Annotated in this window: 15 protein-coding genes and 4 tRNA genes; 9 read left to right on the top strand and 10 right to left on the bottom strand. The window is 53.4% G+C overall.

Features of this window, described 5'->3' with window-relative positions:
• Window positions 1–150 precede the first annotated feature (150 nt).
• Window positions 151–456 carry a diacylglycerol kinase gene (locus tag TA5113_RS14155; protein ID WP_220387211.1) on the top strand — a complete coding sequence of 102 codons (306 nt, stop codon included), beginning with the start codon at window positions 151–153 and terminating at the stop codon, window positions 454–456.
• Window positions 457–549: 93 nt separating this feature from the next.
• Here TA5113_RS14155 and TA5113_RS14150 read toward each other — a convergent pair.
• Together TA5113_RS14150 and TA5113_RS14145 are read right to left on the bottom strand one after the other, a co-directional pair.
• A tRNA-Asp gene (locus TA5113_RS14150) sits at window positions 550–626 on the bottom strand.
• 51 nt (window positions 627–677) lie between these two features.
• Window positions 678–754, bottom strand: a tRNA-Asp gene (locus tag TA5113_RS14145).
• 332 nt (window positions 755–1,086) lie between these two features.
• On the opposite strand from TA5113_RS14145, the gene TA5113_RS14140 reads away from it, so the two are divergent.
• The 3 genes from TA5113_RS14140 (at window position 1,087) to TA5113_RS14130 (ending at window position 2,401) form a co-directional block, all read left to right on the top strand.
• Window positions 1,087–1,162 (top strand) — tRNA-Val (locus TA5113_RS14140).
• Between the two features lie 78 nt (window positions 1,163–1,240).
• Window positions 1,241–1,316: transfer RNA gene (locus TA5113_RS14135), tRNA-Val, on the top strand.
• Window positions 1,317–1,414: 98 nt separating this feature from the next.
• Window positions 1,415–2,401, top strand: a complete 987-nt coding sequence (locus TA5113_RS14130) for a hypothetical protein (protein WP_058314261.1) — start codon at window positions 1,415–1,417, stop codon at window positions 2,399–2,401.
• A gap of 108 nt (window positions 2,402–2,509) precedes the next feature.
• Here the strand turns inward: TA5113_RS14130 and TA5113_RS14125 are convergent, their stop codons facing one another.
• The 3 genes from TA5113_RS14125 to TA5113_RS14115 form a co-directional block, all read right to left on the bottom strand.
• Window positions 2,510–3,544, bottom strand: a complete 1,035-nt coding sequence (locus tag TA5113_RS14125) for a quaternary amine ABC transporter ATP-binding protein (protein ID WP_058314262.1) — start codon at window positions 3,542–3,544, stop codon at window positions 2,510–2,512.
• A 9-nt stretch (window positions 3,545–3,553) separates the two neighbouring features.
• Window positions 3,554–4,582, bottom strand: a complete 1,029-nt coding sequence (locus TA5113_RS14120) for an ABC transporter permease (RefSeq protein WP_058314263.1) — start codon at window positions 4,580–4,582, stop codon at window positions 3,554–3,556.
• 112 nt (window positions 4,583–4,694) lie between these two features.
• Window positions 4,695–5,660: an ABC transporter substrate-binding protein gene (locus TA5113_RS14115; protein WP_058314264.1), complete on the bottom strand. Its 966-nt coding sequence runs from the start codon at window positions 5,658–5,660 to the stop codon at window positions 4,695–4,697.
• Between the two features lie 218 nt (window positions 5,661–5,878).
• Between TA5113_RS14115 and TA5113_RS14110 the strand changes: the two genes are divergently transcribed.
• On the top strand, window positions 5,879–6,388 hold the full coding sequence (locus TA5113_RS14110) for a MarR family winged helix-turn-helix transcriptional regulator (RefSeq protein ID WP_058314265.1): 510 nt from the start codon (window positions 5,879–5,881) through the stop codon (window positions 6,386–6,388).
• Window positions 6,389–6,523: 135 nt separating this feature from the next.
• The gene (locus TA5113_RS14105) at window positions 6,524–6,709 is read left to right on the top strand and encodes a hypothetical protein (protein ID WP_058314266.1); all 186 of its coding nucleotides are present in this window, start codon (window positions 6,524–6,526) and stop codon (window positions 6,707–6,709) included.
• 4 nt (window positions 6,710–6,713) lie between these two features.
• On the opposite strand, the gene TA5113_RS14100 is transcribed toward TA5113_RS14105, so the two are convergent.
• Together TA5113_RS14100 and TA5113_RS14095 are read right to left on the bottom strand one after the other, a co-directional pair.
• The gene (locus TA5113_RS14100; protein WP_058314267.1) at window positions 6,714–7,421 is read right to left on the bottom strand and encodes an RlmE family RNA methyltransferase; all 708 of its coding nucleotides are present in this window, start codon (window positions 7,419–7,421) and stop codon (window positions 6,714–6,716) included.
• A gap of 36 nt (window positions 7,422–7,457) precedes the next feature.
• Window positions 7,458–8,570 carry a Ppx/GppA phosphatase family protein gene (locus tag TA5113_RS14095; protein WP_058314483.1) on the bottom strand — a complete coding sequence of 371 codons (1,113 nt, stop codon included), beginning with the start codon at window positions 8,568–8,570 and terminating at the stop codon, window positions 7,458–7,460.
• Between the two features lie 289 nt (window positions 8,571–8,859).
• Here TA5113_RS14095 and TA5113_RS14090 point away from each other — a divergent pair, with 289 nt between their 5' ends.
• Genes TA5113_RS14090 through TA5113_RS14080 form a run of 3 tightly spaced genes read left to right on the top strand, consistent with a single transcriptional unit; the run spans window position 8,860 to window position 11,207 of the window.
• Window positions 8,860–9,156 (top strand): virulence factor, encoded by a 297-nt coding sequence (locus tag TA5113_RS14090; protein WP_058314268.1) that lies wholly within the window; start codon window positions 8,860–8,862, stop codon window positions 9,154–9,156.
• Window positions 9,157–9,197: 41 nt separating this feature from the next.
• Window positions 9,198–10,121, top strand: coding sequence for a methylenetetrahydrofolate reductase (locus TA5113_RS17470; protein ID WP_058314269.1), 924 nt, complete (start codon window positions 9,198–9,200; stop codon window positions 10,119–10,121).
• Between the two features lie 9 nt (window positions 10,122–10,130).
• On the top strand, window positions 10,131–11,207 hold the full coding sequence (locus tag TA5113_RS14080; RefSeq protein WP_058314270.1) for a methyltetrahydrofolate cobalamin methyltransferase: 1,077 nt from the start codon (window positions 10,131–10,133) through the stop codon (window positions 11,205–11,207).
• A gap of 76 nt (window positions 11,208–11,283) precedes the next feature.
• On the opposite strand, the gene pgi is transcribed toward TA5113_RS14080, so the two are convergent.
• Genes pgi through zwf form a run of 3 tightly spaced genes read right to left on the bottom strand, consistent with a single transcriptional unit; the run spans window position 11,284 to window position 15,011 of the window.
• Window positions 11,284–12,888 carry a glucose-6-phosphate isomerase gene (gene pgi / locus TA5113_RS14075; protein WP_058314271.1) on the bottom strand — a complete coding sequence of 535 codons (1,605 nt, stop codon included), beginning with the start codon at window positions 12,886–12,888 and terminating at the stop codon, window positions 11,284–11,286.
• Window positions 12,889–12,891: 3 nt separating this feature from the next.
• Complete coding sequence (gene pgl, locus TA5113_RS14070; protein WP_058314484.1) at window positions 12,892–13,566, bottom strand: 6-phosphogluconolactonase; 675 nt, start codon at window positions 13,564–13,566, stop codon at window positions 12,892–12,894.
• Window positions 13,563–15,011 carry a glucose-6-phosphate dehydrogenase gene (zwf, locus tag TA5113_RS14065; RefSeq protein WP_058314272.1) on the bottom strand — a complete coding sequence of 483 codons (1,449 nt, stop codon included), beginning with the start codon at window positions 15,009–15,011 and terminating at the stop codon, window positions 13,563–13,565. Before zwf ends, pgl begins: the two co-directional genes overlap by 4 nt.
• Window positions 15,012–15,368 lie beyond the last annotated feature (357 nt).

Below are 15,368 nucleotides of genomic sequence, written 5' to 3'. Positions count from 1 at the left end.
CAGCGCTACCTTGAAGTGTTTCTCTTGCTTCAAGCGGAGCGATGAGTTTGTATCCCGTTTGACTGAACATTTAACACGACCAGTGGTTTCAACATGGCGAATAAGGCACCTAAAGGTCACAAGAGGCTGTTAGCTGCATGGCAAAATTCTATGGCCGGGCTGAAATCCATCTGGCAAAGCGAAGAAGCCTTTCGACAGGAATGCTACGTACTCTTAGCCTGCACACCGCTTGCATTCTGGATCACCGATAATCCCTTTATCTCAGCGGTATTGATCGCCTCTCTCCTTTTAGTGCTGCTAACGGAAATCCTGAACACCGCAATCGAAGCAGCCATTGACCGCATCGGGCCAGAAAGAAATGATCTCTCTCGGCTCGCAAAAGACTTGGGCTCCCTCGCGGTCTTAGTGTCTTGCTTCATGGCTGGGTTGCTTTGGATCGCCGCCTTTATAGCGTGATATTCCCCTGCAAACTCGTAAAACTGACAAACACAAAACGCAAAAAGCACCCCTCAGGGTGCTTTCATGCGTAGCTCGCATCTCAATCGAAAGTGGCGCGGTTGACGGGGCTCGAACCCGCGACCCCCGGCGTGACAGGCCGGTACTCTAACCAACTGAGCTACAACCGCGCGCTTGATCTTTCGACCTATGTTATCCTTCCCGGATCAGGGCCTTCAGAGTGGCGCGGTTGACGGGGCTCGAACCCGCGACCCCCGGCGTGACAGGCCGGTACTCTAACCAACTGAGCTACAACCGCTCTCTGAAAGAACCGTAGCGCCGTTGCCGTCGCTGCGGTGAGAGGGGTTTATGCTTAGGCGCTGGCATCGTCAAGCGGTTTGAGAGAGGTATTTTGCATTTTTTTCACACAAAAGAATTTCGCCGCTTCTGGCGGTCAGCCACGCACCAATAATTTAAGGTAAATTCCGCTCTGACGGCTGTTTCGATTACTTATAGGCCCGCGTACAGATCGTCGAAGCCATTGGAAAAGATAAAGAAAACCCAGAATTCGACGCGAAAAATCTTTTTGACAAAAAAGTTGTTTTTAGCTCTTGCCCTCCCCCTGACATAACGATTAAAACCTGCGTCACCGGGTCGTTAGCTCAGTTGGTAGAGCGCTTCGTTTACACCGAAGATGTCGGGAGTTCGAGCCTCTCACGACCCACCATCATCCCCCGCTTTGATTTGGCGGCGATACCAAGGGTGATTTGGAATGACAGCTGGTTTTAAGACCGGCATGACTTATGGGTCGTTAGCTCAGTTGGTAGAGCGCTTCGTTTACACCGAAGATGTCGGGAGTTCGAGCCTCTCACGACCCACCATTCCTCTCTATCCATAGCGTCTCACATCAAGCGATAGACTTTGACAATCGCGCCCGCCATAGTCGCGCCAGTTAAACGTGGCGTGGGTAGTTATTCTTATGTGGCAGCGACTTGGCTCAACGGCTGGCTTGATGGTTTTCTGGGGCTCAACGGCCATCGCCGGATGCCCGGAGGGTCAAGAGCCGTTTAATTCCTGTCAAATTGAAGGCCGCAATGCCGAGGTCTTTGTCTGTTTTGACGATCAGCTGGCGACCTACCAATACGGACCAATCGGCGGCGGCCCAGAGCTTTTCCTTTCAGAGCCCATTGCTGAGGTCGATTACGTGCCCTGGAACGGAATTGGCCGTGCGATCAATGAGAGCGTGACCTTTTATAATGGGGAATACAGCTATCAAGTCGGTGGCGGCATCAACCGCCCCTTTTCCGAGGAAGAGATGAAGGCGGGCAATTTTCAGTTTGGCTGGCTTGAGGTGGCGAAGAATGGCGAACCTATCGCCCAATTGGAATGTATCCCCGAAACCGTGTCCTACGGTTGGGGCGGCGGGATTTATGACGCCAAGGTTGCCGCTGGTTTGGAATGGGATCATCGCTCTTGGACATTGATGCACCCCTTAGGCACGCATTCCAGTGGGCCCATCCTTTTGCAACAGACCCTGAACGACGTGACCGAAAGCTGCCTGCCGGCAGAAGAATTCTCGCTCGGCGGGATTGGTATGGGCGTATCGCTGGACACGCTTGGGAAGTTTGGCACCCCAGAACCGACCCCTGCCCGCGCCAGCGGATTACAGTTTGACCGGATCACGCACATTGGGATGACCGTCGATACCTATAAAGATCGAGTTGTGGAGATTGTTGCTACCGAGGCTTGGGCGGAAATGCCATCGGGGATCACGGTTGGAACGACGCGAGGCGATGTTCTTCAAATTTTGGGTGATACACCAATCGGTCAGGCGTCTTCGGCAGATCGATTTGAGTTGCCTCTATGCCGCGCGCCAAATGAGGCATTCTCCAAATGGCGCGCGTTCATTGATTTTGGGACGAACAAGCGCGTCGAAAGCATCAGCTTTATTGATATGGCACCGTAGTTTTCTTTTACGATGGGTGACCTAAGTCAGGCCACCCAGCACAAAAACGAAAACAAAAACGGCAAGCAATCCCAACAAAGCCAGGCCTAACAAAACACGCCCTTTCGTTTAATGGCCGCTGCGCTTCTGCGGCACCAAAGAACGCACCAGCGTCGACATCTGAAGCTCACCCACCGGTTCACCCTCGTGCTTCACCAGATAGGTCCCGCTTGATTCACCGCCGGTTTGGGCAATCACCTGCTCCAGCGTGTCTTCGCGTTGGATTTCGCCGGAATGTTCTATCTTCTCATTCAACGGTTCCATAATGGAACGCACGCGCAGAACCCGCGCACGGTTGATGTCGGAGATGAAGTCAACGATGTAGTCGTCTTCTGGGTTCAGCAGAATATGCTGCGGCTCGCCCTGTTGAACCACTTCGCCATCTTTCAGAATGACGAGATGATCTGCCAGTTTCAGCGCTTCGTCCAAGTCGTGGCTAATGAAGACAATGGTCTTGTTCAGCTCAACCTGAAGCTCAAGCAGTAAGTCCTGCATGTCAGTACGGATCAATGGGTCAAGCGCCGAGAAGGCTTCGTCCATCAACATGATCGGCGCGTTCGAGGTCAGAGCGCGGGCAATACCCACACGCTGTTTCATGCCGCCCGAAAGCTGGTGCGGATAGCTGTCCTCATAGCCCGCCAAACCGACCCGCTCGAGCCACTTTTTGGCTTCCGGTTCATACTCAGACTTGTCTTCACCACGCACCACAGGGGCAAGCGCTGTGTTCTGGAGCACGGTTCTGTGCGGCAGCAATGCGAAGTGCTGGAAAACCATCGACATGGTCTTACGGCGCATCTCGCGCAGTTGCAGCTCGTCATAGGCCAGAACGTCCTCGCCTTTGACCAACACCTGACCTTCGGTCGGGTCAATCAGTCGGTTGAAATGGCGCACCAGCGTGGATTTACCAGAGCCAGACAGGCCCATGATGACGGTAATCTCGCCTTCTTGCAGATCCACGTTGATGTTTTTCAGGCCTAGAACATGCCCGTTATGCTCGCGCAGTTCTTCCTTGCCCATGCCCGCATGCACTTCTTTCATGGCAGCCTTAGGGTCGGAACCGAAAACCTTGTACAGGTTACGAATAGAAATCATTGGTTCAGTCATAAGTGCGCCTTAGTGTTGAGATGCGTTTACACGCGCCAGAGCTGCTTTGGTGACACGATCCAGAATGATCGCAAGGATAACGATGCCAAGGCCAGCCACGAGGCCAACACCCAGTTCAAGCGAGCGGATGCCGCGCAGAACCAGAACACCCAGACCTGGTGCAGACACCAGCGAGGCGATCACAACCATCGCGAGGCTCATCATAATGGTCTGGTTGATACCAGCCATGATGTTTGGCAACGCAAGTGGGATCTGAACTTGATACAGTTTTTGGCGAGGCGTCATGCCAAAAGCCTGAGCTGCTTCCAAGACGTCTTTGTCCACCATGCGAATACCCAAGTCAGTCAGTCGGACCACGGGCACAATCGCATAAAGAATGATCGCAATACCGTAGAGCTTGGACTCGGTCACGCTGAACAAGAAAATCAGCGGAATCAAGTAAACAAAGGTCGGAAGCGTTTGCAGCATATCGAGCACCGGTATGATAGCCCGTTGCAATCTGTCAGATCGCGACATGGCAATCCCTATGGGCACCCCTAAGAGCACACATATCGCTGCACAAACGAAAATGATCGAAAGGGTTTGGATCGCATAGCTGTAGTGATCAATGAATGCGAGACCAACGATCGATGCGCCAACGCCAATGGTCAGGGACCAAGACTTGGAGATCATGCGGGTGATCAGCAGCAAGAGTGGGATAACAATCCACCATGGGGTGACTTCCGCAAGATAAAGCGCGCCATCCAGCATCCAGCTCAGCGGCTCTGTAATCGGATCCAACACGAAACGCAGCGAGTCCTTCATGGCCAAGAAACCGTCTTCCAGGCCCTTTGTCAGATCTCGCGTTTCAGGAATTTTGCCACAGGATTCGTTTAACGCATCCAACGAAGGAAACGGAAAATCCCATGCAGTTATTTCAACTTCGGTGCCCTGTGCAGCAGCCATCAAGTCGGCCATAGACGTTGGTGCAGAGCTTTGCTCTGTATCACACCAGCCTTCTAACCCTGTTGAATTGAATAAAAAATCGTAACTGGCCATTCATGTATCCCCTGCAGCTGGCTCTTGGCGCTGATCTTTAGCTTACGCCAATCAAATCAAACGCAAAATAAAAAAGGCCGCCCGAAGGCGACCTCTGATTTCGGTGATCAGCTTATTGCAAGATCTTCGCAAGATTTGCTGTCGCATCTTCGTTCAACCACGCGGACCATTGGTCTTTGTTGTTCAGAAGATAGTTAACAGCCGCTTCTTCTGCAGATGCGCCATTTGCGTCTTGCCATGCAAGAATGCCGTTCATGACACCAACGTCGAATGTCATTTGGGACAGCATAGATGCGATCGCAGGACGTTCGGTGCTGAATTCAGACGTCACAACAGTCCAAACTGGGGATGGTGGGAAGTCAGAGATTTCTGGGTTGTCACGGTCTTTGTCTTGGTTACGTGCGTGCACTTCTGCATCCACTGGACCCAGCTCAACTTTAACCATTTCGTACTTACCGAGAACCGCTGTTGGCGCCCAATAGTAGCCGAACCATGGCTCTTCATCCTCAAACGCTGCTGCGATGGAGGTCGCCAGAGTTTCGCCGGAACCGTGGTTAAAGATTTCGATGCCAGAATCTTCGACACCTAGCGCGCGCTGCAGGTTGTCGTTCAGAATACGGCAGCCCCAGCCTTCTGGGCAGTTGTTGAACCGTGCGCCAACCAGCTCTGGGTTCGCTTTGATACCATCAATGGTTGCCAGCTCTGGGTGCTTGTCCGCCAGCCATTTAGGAATGAACCAGCCTTCAACACCACCTGGGCTCAGAACTGGTGCCAGTTCAGCCACGCGGCCTTCTTCTTTCAGTTTGATATATGCTGGGCCACCACCGTTGGTCCACATTTCTGTTACAATGTCAGGCTCGCCGTTTTCGGCCAAAGATGTCACCGCAGGCACTGTAGAAGATGGAACAACTTGTACATTACACTGGTAACCCTGCTCTAGGATGAACTTTGCGACGTTGGTTACAATCGCGGCGGACGCCCAGTTCATCTCTGTGATGGATACGTCACCACAGTCTTCAGCAGCTGCCAAACCTGGCACCATCATCAAGCCAAACGCGGCTCCGATCATTTTTTTCATAGATATTACCCTCTGTTGGTAGAACCATCTTAATGGCGGTTCATTTGTTTAGTAAACCTAAACATTTGTATTTATCGTGGAATCAAGTTTTATAACCAAATGAAGCATTCACTAGTGTTAAGCGACCACAAGCAATTGAAAAGCGACATTTTTCTATACTGTGTGCTTGGCCAAAATATCCTTAGTGTGTGCAAATATATTCGAAAGACGTAGCGTCAATGGATCGAACGAATGCAACCCTGACAGCCTTGCGCCGCATCCTGCGAGCAACTGAGTTGCATAGCAAAGATGTTGCGCAATCCGTGGGGCTGACCCCGGTCCAACTGCGCCTCTTAAAATTCATTGGTGAATGCGAATGTGCGACAGCAAAATCCTTGGCTGTTCAAATGCGTGTATCGCAAGCGACCGTCACCACACTTCTCGACAAACTTGAAGCGCGCAGTCTGATTGATCGGATCGTTTACCGTTTTGATCGCCGACAAAAAATGATCTCTCTAACGCCGAAGGGGCGCATTGCGATTGAGAATGCGCCTGACCCAATTCAAAAGATATTTGCGTCCCGATTTGAGCAGCTGGCAGACTGGGAGAAGTCTATGCTGCTCGCCGCAGCTGAGCGCATCGCGTCGCTGTTAGACGCCGATAATATTGACGCGGCGCCGATCCTTGCGACCGGCAGCATCGTCGATGAACTCGACGCCGAGTTTATTGACCCCTCGACGCATCGCTAGCGCCGTAATCTCCTGAAGTTCCGGACCTGTATGTCGCCAAAGTTTCTCTGAACCGTCCCAATTCGGCGCAAATTTAGACAGATTTCCGCGCAAACTTTCATCTGTTAGTTCGTCAATAGGTGTAAGAGACCCGCCATGCATATCCGTCAGTGCGATTTTCGCGACCCAAAGCAATCCGTCAGCCCAAAAGCACGGCATTTTCGCCTGTTTGAGTTGATGCGACAAAGCAATGCCTGCACCGGAAGCAGCGCTCCCCATGAAGAGAATGCCGCGGCGATGGAAGCTTTCCGCGATATGGCTTGCGCCTCCCTGCGGTTTTAATCCGTTAACCCCGGAACCCAGTCGCAACCACAAATTTTTCCGATGAATCCGCCCGAGAGGATGGCGGCTTCATATTGGCGACTTTTGTGAATTTCTGCTTCAGAAGTTTTTGCAAATCGCCTTCGGCACCGCCTGCCAAAACCTTGGCAACAAACGTGCCGCCCTCTTCCAATACATCAAACGCCAAATAGGCCGCTGCCTCACACAGCGCAATGATGCGCAGGTGGTCCGTCTGTTTGTGACCCGAAGAGGCCGCCGCCATGTCTGACATGACCACGTCTGCATTGCCGCCCAGCCAGTCTTTCACTTTCAGGTCCGCATCATCTTCCATGAAGTCCAATTGATGCACTTCTGCGCCCGCCAAGGGTTCTACCTCTTGCAAATCGACCCCAAGCACAGTGCCGACCTTCTTGCCCTGCTTCTCACCCAGCGCATTCACACGCTTCACAGCGACCTGCAGCCAGCCACCGGGGGCACAGCCAAGGTCAACGACGCGAGCGCCGGGCACGAGAAATCGGTATTTATCGTCCAGTTCCAGAATCTTAAAGGCAGCCCGACCCCGATAGCCTTCTGCCTGAGCGCGTTTCACATACGGGTCATTTAACTGCCGTTGCAACCAACGGGTCGAGCTCAGGCTACGACCGCGAGCGGTTTTGACTTTGACCTTTAGATCGCGTTGACCGCGGCCGGATGTATTTTTGCTCTTGGGCATTTCTTTATCCAATATGGGTTGGGCGCGGCTTATGCCTTAGAACGGCCCGTCTTCCAAGACACCATCTGCAGACATTTGCGCATAGAGAAGGCCTTCGCGCAGCCCCCGATCCGCGACGGAAAGACGATCTGTCGGCCAGGCGCGCAAAAGGGCCTGCAAGATTGCCGATCCAGACATGATCAATGCATGGCGGTCCTGCCCAATCCGCGGGTCTTTGCGACGCCCCGCAGGGCCAAGACGCAGATAATCATTTATGACCGCATCGATCTGTTCAGACGTCATGCGCAGACCATCCACTTTGGTGCGATCATAGCGACGCAACCCCAGATGGCTTGCGGCAACTGTGGTCACGGTTCCGGATGTCCCGACGATCTGGAACCCATCTCGGGTTTGCTCGTCTTTGTAAGGCGCGAATTCCGCAAGGTTTTCCTCAAAGAACCAGCTCATCAAAGCAAAACGCGCAGCGTCATCTTCAACATCGTTGAACTGATCCCGCAGTGTCGCCACCCCAAGCGGGACCGAAATCCAGTCCACCACCCGTGCGGCTGGGAACATTGTTTCAATGTTCTGCAACCCATGATGCATACGCATAATCGCTTTGGGGCGCTCAATGCGGTCCACCTTGGAAAGGTCAATCCACACGAGTTCGGTCGAGCCGCCGCCAATATCCACCACCAGCAATTGCTCGGTTTTTGTGGACACCAACGGTGCGCAGCTGATCACTGCCAGACGCGCTTCTTCCTCTGGTGGAATGATTTCCAGCTGCAATCCGGTTTCGCGGCGCACTTGTTTGATGAAATCGCGGGAATTGCGTGCACGGCGGCAGGCTTCGGTCGCCACAAGGCGCATATGCTTCACGCGGTGACGCTTCAGCTTTTGCTGGCAGATGCGCAGAGCTTGAATAGTCCGCCGCATAGAGCCGCGTGACAGACGCCCAGTCTTCTCAAGACCGGAGCCAAGCTGGACGGATTTGGAAAAGCTATCAACCACATGAAACTGGTTGCCCTTCGGTTGGGCAATCAGCATGCGACAGCTGTTGGTTCCCAGATCCAAAGCGGCGTAAAGCTCGCTAGAATCAGGCTTTTTAGGCGCGGGGCTCTCTACCGCTTTCGGGAAGGCGCCCGCACCTTTGGGACGCTTGGGCGCCATGGTCACGCCCTCCATTTCGAGTTACCCTCAACCTAGAGGCAAGACGTCGCTCACGCAATCCCTGTGTTATGTGCTGATGCCCGACATCACTCGGATCGCAGTCTTGTTGCGTAAAACAGCCTGCATTCATTATGATCATTAGGATTTTTCAGCCTTAGCCCCCTCGCCCCAGCGCTTTATCACCGCTACAAAGCCGAAGTCGCTGATAGCGGCCATTAAGTCGAAAACACGCCACAAAACGATCTAAGCCCACGCTACCAAAGATCAGACAACGTAGAGGAATCAAACCATGCCAGACGTCACCATTGTTTATTGGCGCGATATCCCAGCGCAGGTGATCGTTGGCAAAGGTCGTCGTGGTGCGAAAAAACAGCTCGATGAGCGGTTTGAACAAGCCATCGACCGCGCAGCCATGAAATCTGGCGCAGCGGAAACCGATGACTATTTGGCTGAATGGCGCAAGGCTGCTCCCTATGTTGTTGATGGAGATCCTGCCGAGATCGCAGAAGCAGAAGCTGCGAAGATCGAAGCGGAATATGATCGGGAGCGAATTATCGCTCTGGTGAACAACGACGGTCGGGCATAGGGCGATACGCTCTGATGTCTGAGGGCATAAGGAAAAGGCTGATGGCGCTTTTGAATTTCTCACGTAAAGCTCAGACCGGGATGCCGGCCAATGCAAACGTGTCAGACTTCCTGCAAGGGTTTTCGATTGAGGTTATGCCGCGTACGGCCACCAAGGTTGAGAATTTCCGCGATATTCTGCCCGCAGAGACACGCGTTTACATTGCGCATATCGAAGGCACGCCGATTGAAGACATGGTTGGCACTGCAAAGCGTCTGTCTGAAGAAGGCTTTGACGTGATGCCCCACTTCCCTGCCCGCATCATCAAAGATGAAGCGACCTTGGCGAACTGGATCGCGATGTACCAAGGCGAAGCAGGTGTGAAGCAAGCCCTGATGCTTGCCGGTGGTGTCGCGAAACCGCATGGCGACTTTGATAGCTCTATGCAGCTGCTGGAAACCGGTCTTTTTGACAAGGCTGGCTTCACGCGCTTGCACGTGGCGGGTCACCCAGAAGGCAACAAAGACATTGATCCGGATGGCTCCACCAAGAATGTCAGCGAAGCGCTGAGCTGGAAACAAGAATTCTCGCAGCGCACCGACGCGAAAATGGCCTTGGCCACGCAGTTCTGCTTTGAATCAAAGCCAATCATCGAATGGGCAAACGGATTGAAAGCCTCTGGCATTGATATCCCTGTTCATATCGGCATCGCAGGCCCTGCCAAACTGCAGACCATGATCAAATTCGCCATCGCCTGTGGCGTTGGGCCATCTTTGAAAGTGCTGCAAAAGCGTGCGATGGATGTGACAAAGCTGATGTTGCCATATGAGCCAACAGAAGTGATCACCGAGCTTGCGAACCACAAAGCCGAGAACCCGGATTTCAACATTGAATCCGTGCATTTCTTCCCGCTCGGCGGCATCAAAACAAACGCCCAATGGGCCCAAGACAATGGCGCTGACGTGCCTGCGTCTCAAACCAACTAAGGACCAACAATGACCCGTACTATCGTTGAATCAAACTCCCAAACCGCGATTATCGGGTTTGACCAACCGTTCTCGGTTATTGGCGAGCGCATCAACCCAACAGGCCGTAAAATCCTGAACGCAGAGCTGGAAGCAGGCGATTTCTCTCGCGTGCAATCTGACGCTCTGGCGCAGGTTGCGGCGGGTGCGACCATTCTGGACATCAACTCCGGTGCAGTCTTCTCCAACAAAATGGCCGAAGACGTGCGCTATGCGGACAACAACTTTGTTGAACCAACACTAATGCGCCAATTGGTTGAAACGGTTCAAGAAGTCACCGATTGCCCTCTGTGTATCGACAGCTCTGTTCCCGGCGCTTTGGAAGCGGGTCTAGAAGCGGCAAATGGCCGTCCTCTGTTGAATTCTGTGACTGGCGAAGAAGAACGTCTGGAACTGGTGCTCCCACTGGTGAAGAAATACAACGTCCCAGTTGTTGCGATCTCAAACGACGACACCGGCATCTCTGAAGACCCAGATGTGCGCTTTGAAGTCGCCAAAAAGATCGTTGAGCGCGCCGCTGACTTCGGCATTCCGGCCCATGACATTGTGGTGGATCCGCTTGTTATGCCAATTGGCGCAATGGGCACTGCGGGCCTGCAGGTGTTTGCTCTGGTCCGTCGTCTGCGCGACGAGCTGGGCGTGAACACCACCTGTGGCGCGTCAAACATCTCTTTCGGCCTGCCGAACCGCCACGGCGTGAACAACGCATTCCTGCCAATGGCAATGGAAGCGGGCATGACCTCTGCAATCATGAACCCGGTTGCCCTGCCAATTGGTCCTAAGAAGATCGCGGAAAAGAAAGCGGCTGTTGAAGCGGCTGGCGTGATCCTTCCAGAAGGCATGGATGACGAAGCATTCGTGAAACTCTTCGGTATGGGTTCTACGAAGCCACGCGCTGGTAAAGAGATGGAAGCGATCCGTGCGGCGAACTTCCTGACCAACAACGATGAAGGTGGCGCGGAATGGATCAAATTCAACGCATCTGACGATGACGCGGCTGGTGGCGGCCGTGGTCGTCGCGGCGGTGGCCGCCGTCGCCGCGGATAAAGCTTACACCGCAAAACAAGAAAGCCTCGCAAACCATTGTTTGCGAGGCTTTTTTCATTTCACTTAAAGCAGAGAATTAATCCCCGCGAAGCGCCTTTGCGCGGTTCACCAATGCGGCGGTGCCAACATGCAAACCCTCGGTCGATCCACCTTCTTCGACTGCTGGCGACAGTTTAACAGCCAGCTCTTTGCCAAGCTCTACGCCCCATTGATCGTAAGAGTTGATCCCCAACAAAGCACCTTCGACAAACACGCGATGTTCATAAAGCGCGATGATCTGCCCCAACACAAACGGCGTCAGTTTTTGATACATAAGCGTTGTGGATGGCCGGTTACCCGGGAAAACCCGCTGCATGGCATGGGCTTTTAGCGCATCACCTTCATGGCCCTTGGCTTTCATCATCTCTTCTGCGGTCGCGTAATCACGGCCCAGAAGCAGCGCTTCAGATTGTGCTAAGCAATTGGCAAGCAAGGCTTTATGGTGGTGAGCCAAATGCGGCTCATGGCCTTCAGCACCGACGATAAACTCACAAGGCACAACCTGACGGCCTTGGTGGATTAGCTGATAAAACGCGTGCTGGCCGTTTGTGCCCGGTTCACCCCAGACGATTGGACCGACAGTTTGGTCCAAGGCTTCGCCCGTAAGGCTAACGCTTTTGCCGTTTGATTCCATCTCTAGCTGCTGCAAATAGGCTGCCAGACGCAACAGGCGGTTCTCATATGGCAGTACTGCGCGCGTGCCATAACCACACACCTGATGGTGCCAAATGCCTGTCAGCGCCAGCGCGAATGCCATGTTTTTCTCAATAGGAGCGGTGCGGAAATGCTGATCCATCGCCTGACCGCCGCGTAGGAAGTCTGTGAAGTTCTCGGGCCCCACAGCCAGCATTATCGAAAGCCCAATTGGCCCCCACATGGAATAGCGACCGCCGACCCAGTCCTCAAAACCAAACACGCGCTCTGCTGGAATGCCGAATGCGGCGGTTTCTTCTTCGGCCGTGGAGATCGCCGCGAATTGATCAGCAGGGTTTGCGACCTTCTTCGCCATCCAGTCAAACGCGCTTTTGGCGTTCATCATGGTTTCCATGGTGGTGAACGTCTTGGACGCCACCAAAACCAGCGTGGTCTCTGCGTTTAAGCCCGCCAGCTTATCGGCCAGATCTGCACCATCTACATTGCTTACAAAGTGGCATTTTGGACCGTCAGCAAAAGGCGCAAGCGCCGGATAAGCCATCGCAGGACCGAGATCAGAGCCGCCAATACCAATATTTACCACATCGGTGATCTTGCCGCCCTGCCCGGTGAAGTCCCCAGAGCGCACAGCATTTGCGAAACCGGCCATCTTTGCCAGCACAGCTTTTACGCTCGGCATGACATCTTCGCCATCCACAAAGATCGCATCGCCATCCAGATTGCGCAACGCGACATGAAGAACCGCGCGATCCTCAGTCTCGTTGATCTTCGCACCAGAGAACATCGCGTCGCGCTTAGCAACCACTTGTTTTTCTTGAACCAATTGGATCAAGACCTCATAGGTCGCCGCGTCAATATTGGTCTTGGAGAAGTCAAAGAACAGGCCATCGGTCTCGATCCCGAAATCGTCAATCCGATTCTCATCAAACAAGTCCGTGATCTTGCGATCTTTATTGGCCGCGTGCAGTGCGTTCAACGTGTCCCACATGGGTTAATTCTCCGAATAATGTACTGTTGCCCCGTCCAGAACAGCGCGGATGGGGGCGTCTTGTGGCGGGAGCGTCATCGCCTTGTCTAGCGCGTCGCGCTTATCTTGCCCCTTAAAGACAACATGTTTGTGAAGCGCACCGTTCAACACATGGGCCGCAAGGGTGATCCGTGCTTCTGGTTGGCTCTCCGGGCGCACCGGGATCAAAGCGGGTGCATTATGCGCAAGCGCCGCATCTAACTCTGCTGAGTCCGGGAACAGAGACGCCGTATGCATATCCGCGCCCATGCCAAGGACGGCAACCGCAATCGGCAAACGCGCTTCAATGCCAGGAATGAGCTGAGGCAACCCCTCTTCCGGCTCATCTGTCGCCACATAAAGCGGCAGCAAAGTCGCATCCGTGGCGCGGTTCACCAGCAGCCGTTCTTTTAAGAGCTTTGTGTTGCTGCGTTCGTGATCGCCGGGCACCCAACGTTCGTCGGTCAGAATAATGTCGACCCGAGACCAATCCAAATCCGCTGCACAGAGGTCATCAAAGATAGGCCCCGGCGTTGTACCACCGGGCACCGCCAACAAAACGCGATCTTGGCTGTCGAGCGCGGCTTTCAGATCCCCACAAATGCGCTGTGCGACATTGATCGCCATCATCTCAAAATCTGGGTAAGTCTCTATTCTCATGCGCCAATCTCTCTCCATTCGCGGCCATCGCGCTGCATCAAAAGCATCGCGTCCGTTGGGCCTTGGCTGTAGCTGTCATAAGGTTTGGGCACGTCATGCACTGCTTCCCAGCCCTGAATAATTGGGTCGGTCCAAGCCCAAGCCGCTTCCACCTCATCGTCCCGCATAAAGAGCGTTTGGTTGCCGCGGATCACATCCATAATCAGCCGCTCATAGGCGTCAGGCGTGTCCGCATGATCGCCCAAGGTTTCCGCAAATGACATATCGAGCGGCACATCCATCAGGCGCATGCCACCGGGACCCGGCTCTTTAATTGTCACCTTAAGCGTGATGCCTTCGTCCGGCTGCAACTGAATGCGCAGCTCGTTGCGCGCGCCACCTGCTTCGGCACCAAAGATCGAGTGCGGTGTATCTTTGAAGACCACCACAATTTCAGAGTCCCGTGCCTGCAAACGCTTGCCTGTCCGCAAATAAAACGGAGTGCCCGACCAACGCCAGTTGCCGACTTGGCAACGCAAGGCCACAAAGCTTTCGGTCCAGGATTTCGCGTTCTCGACGTCGTCGCGAAACCCTTTTTCGTCATCGGTCTCGCTATATTGACCACGCACCACATGATGCGGCTCAACCGGATCCAACGCTCTGATAACCTTCAGCTTTTCATCGCGCACGGCATCTGGATCAAACTTCGCTGGCGGCTCCATTGCCGTCAGACACAAAAGCTGCATCAGGTGGTTTTGAACCATATCACGCATCGCGCCGGATTTGTCGTAATAGCCACCACGTCCACCCACGCCTACTTCTTCGGCAACGGTGATCTGCACGTGATCGATGTACTGACTGTTCCAGAGGGGCTCAAACAGCATATTCCCAAAGCGCACAGCCATCAGGTTCTGAACGGTTTCTTTACCGAGGTAATGGTCGATCCGGTAAATCTGGCTTTCATCGAAATACGCAGAAAGCACTTTGTTCAACGCCTTCGCGGTTTCTAGATCATGCCCAAAGGGTTTTTCGACCACGATCCGTGTATCTGGCTCCACCAATTTGTGCTTTTGCAGGCGAACCGCGAGATCATCAAAAAGGCTCGGGCCGACAGAGAAATAGAAGGCGCGCACACTGTCACCCTGCAACTTCTCTGACAATTCAGACCAACCGATCTCCCCCAAAGCGTCAATTGTCACATAATCCAGCGCTTCCAGAAAACTTTCCAGGACAGTAGGCTCAACTGCGTCGCCTTGCGCCGAAATCACCGCGTCTTTCGCAAATTGTCGAAACTCTCCGCGGTCCATTTCTGATCGTGCCGCACCGATTATCCGGGAACCATCGGGCACCTGACCATCCGCGAAACGTTTGAAAAGACCCGGTAAAATCTTACGACGGGCCAAATCGCCCGTACCTCCGAAAATGATCAGATCAAACCGCTCAACCGGAATAATGCGCGAAACCATAAGACCCCCTGTCCGTATGAAAACCGCACCAGCGGCTTAAATGTTATCGCTAACGAACCCTTTAACAACGTCTTGATCCGTAAACAACAGGTAATACCTGTAGCACGTTACCAATCCATCCTGTTCCGCGTCGCTTTCTTTGTGATTACCACGATTCTTACGAAATCCGTGAGCTGCTGAAGGACACAATTTGCATTTGCACGGATGAATCCACAGCTTTGCACATTTTGACCTCATAAGAAGCGATTGAAACGCCATTCTGAAGACATTGACGTCTCCTTAGATCGCTCCCGCAGCGGCCGAAATAAATTGGGCAAAAATGGTCGTAAAAACCACGACATTAAGACAAATTTAGCC

It is taken from the genome of Cognatishimia activa (assembly GCF_001458335.1).
In the GTDB taxonomy this organism is placed as follows: Bacteria; Pseudomonadota; Alphaproteobacteria; order Rhodobacterales; family Rhodobacteraceae; genus Cognatishimia; species Cognatishimia activa.
Note: the sequence above shows the minus strand (reverse complement) of the source record. Positions and strands in the feature narration are given on the sequence as shown.

Bases quoted from the DNA above. Each gene is read 5' to 3' on its own strand.
- TA5113_RS14155 (WP_220387211.1), top strand. From the start codon at position 151: ATGGCCGGGCTGAAATCCATCTGGCAAAGCGAAGAAGCCTTTCGACAG.
- TA5113_RS14130 (WP_058314261.1), top strand. From the start codon at position 1,415: ATGTGGCAGCGACTTGGCTCAACGGCTGGCTTGATGGTTTTCTGGGGC.
- TA5113_RS14125 (WP_058314262.1), bottom strand. From the start codon at position 3,544: ATGACTGAACCAATGATTTCTATTCGTAACCTGTACAAGGTTTTCGGT.
- TA5113_RS14120 (WP_058314263.1), bottom strand. From the start codon at position 4,582: ATGGCCAGTTACGATTTTTTATTCAATTCAACAGGGTTAGAAGGCTGG.
- TA5113_RS14115 (WP_058314264.1), bottom strand. From the start codon at position 5,660: ATGAAAAAAATGATCGGAGCCGCGTTTGGCTTGATGATGGTGCCAGGT.
- TA5113_RS14110 (WP_058314265.1), top strand. From the start codon at position 5,879: ATGGATCGAACGAATGCAACCCTGACAGCCTTGCGCCGCATCCTGCGA.
- TA5113_RS14105 (WP_058314266.1), top strand. From the start codon at position 6,524: ATGCATATCCGTCAGTGCGATTTTCGCGACCCAAAGCAATCCGTCAGC.
- TA5113_RS14100 (WP_058314267.1), bottom strand. From the start codon at position 7,421: ATGCCCAAGAGCAAAAATACATCCGGCCGCGGTCAACGCGATCTAAAG.
- TA5113_RS14095 (WP_058314483.1), bottom strand. From the start codon at position 8,570: ATGGCGCCCAAGCGTCCCAAAGGTGCGGGCGCCTTCCCGAAAGCGGTA.
- TA5113_RS14090 (WP_058314268.1), top strand. From the start codon at position 8,860: ATGCCAGACGTCACCATTGTTTATTGGCGCGATATCCCAGCGCAGGTG.
- TA5113_RS17470 (WP_058314269.1), top strand. From the start codon at position 9,198: ATGGCGCTTTTGAATTTCTCACGTAAAGCTCAGACCGGGATGCCGGCC.
- TA5113_RS14080 (WP_058314270.1), top strand. From the start codon at position 10,131: ATGACCCGTACTATCGTTGAATCAAACTCCCAAACCGCGATTATCGGG.
- pgi (WP_058314271.1), bottom strand. From the start codon at position 12,888: ATGTGGGACACGTTGAACGCACTGCACGCGGCCAATAAAGATCGCAAG.
- pgl (WP_058314484.1), bottom strand. From the start codon at position 13,566: ATGAGAATAGAGACTTACCCAGATTTTGAGATGATGGCGATCAATGTC.
- zwf (WP_058314272.1), bottom strand. From the start codon at position 15,011: ATGGTTTCGCGCATTATTCCGGTTGAGCGGTTTGATCTGATCATTTTC.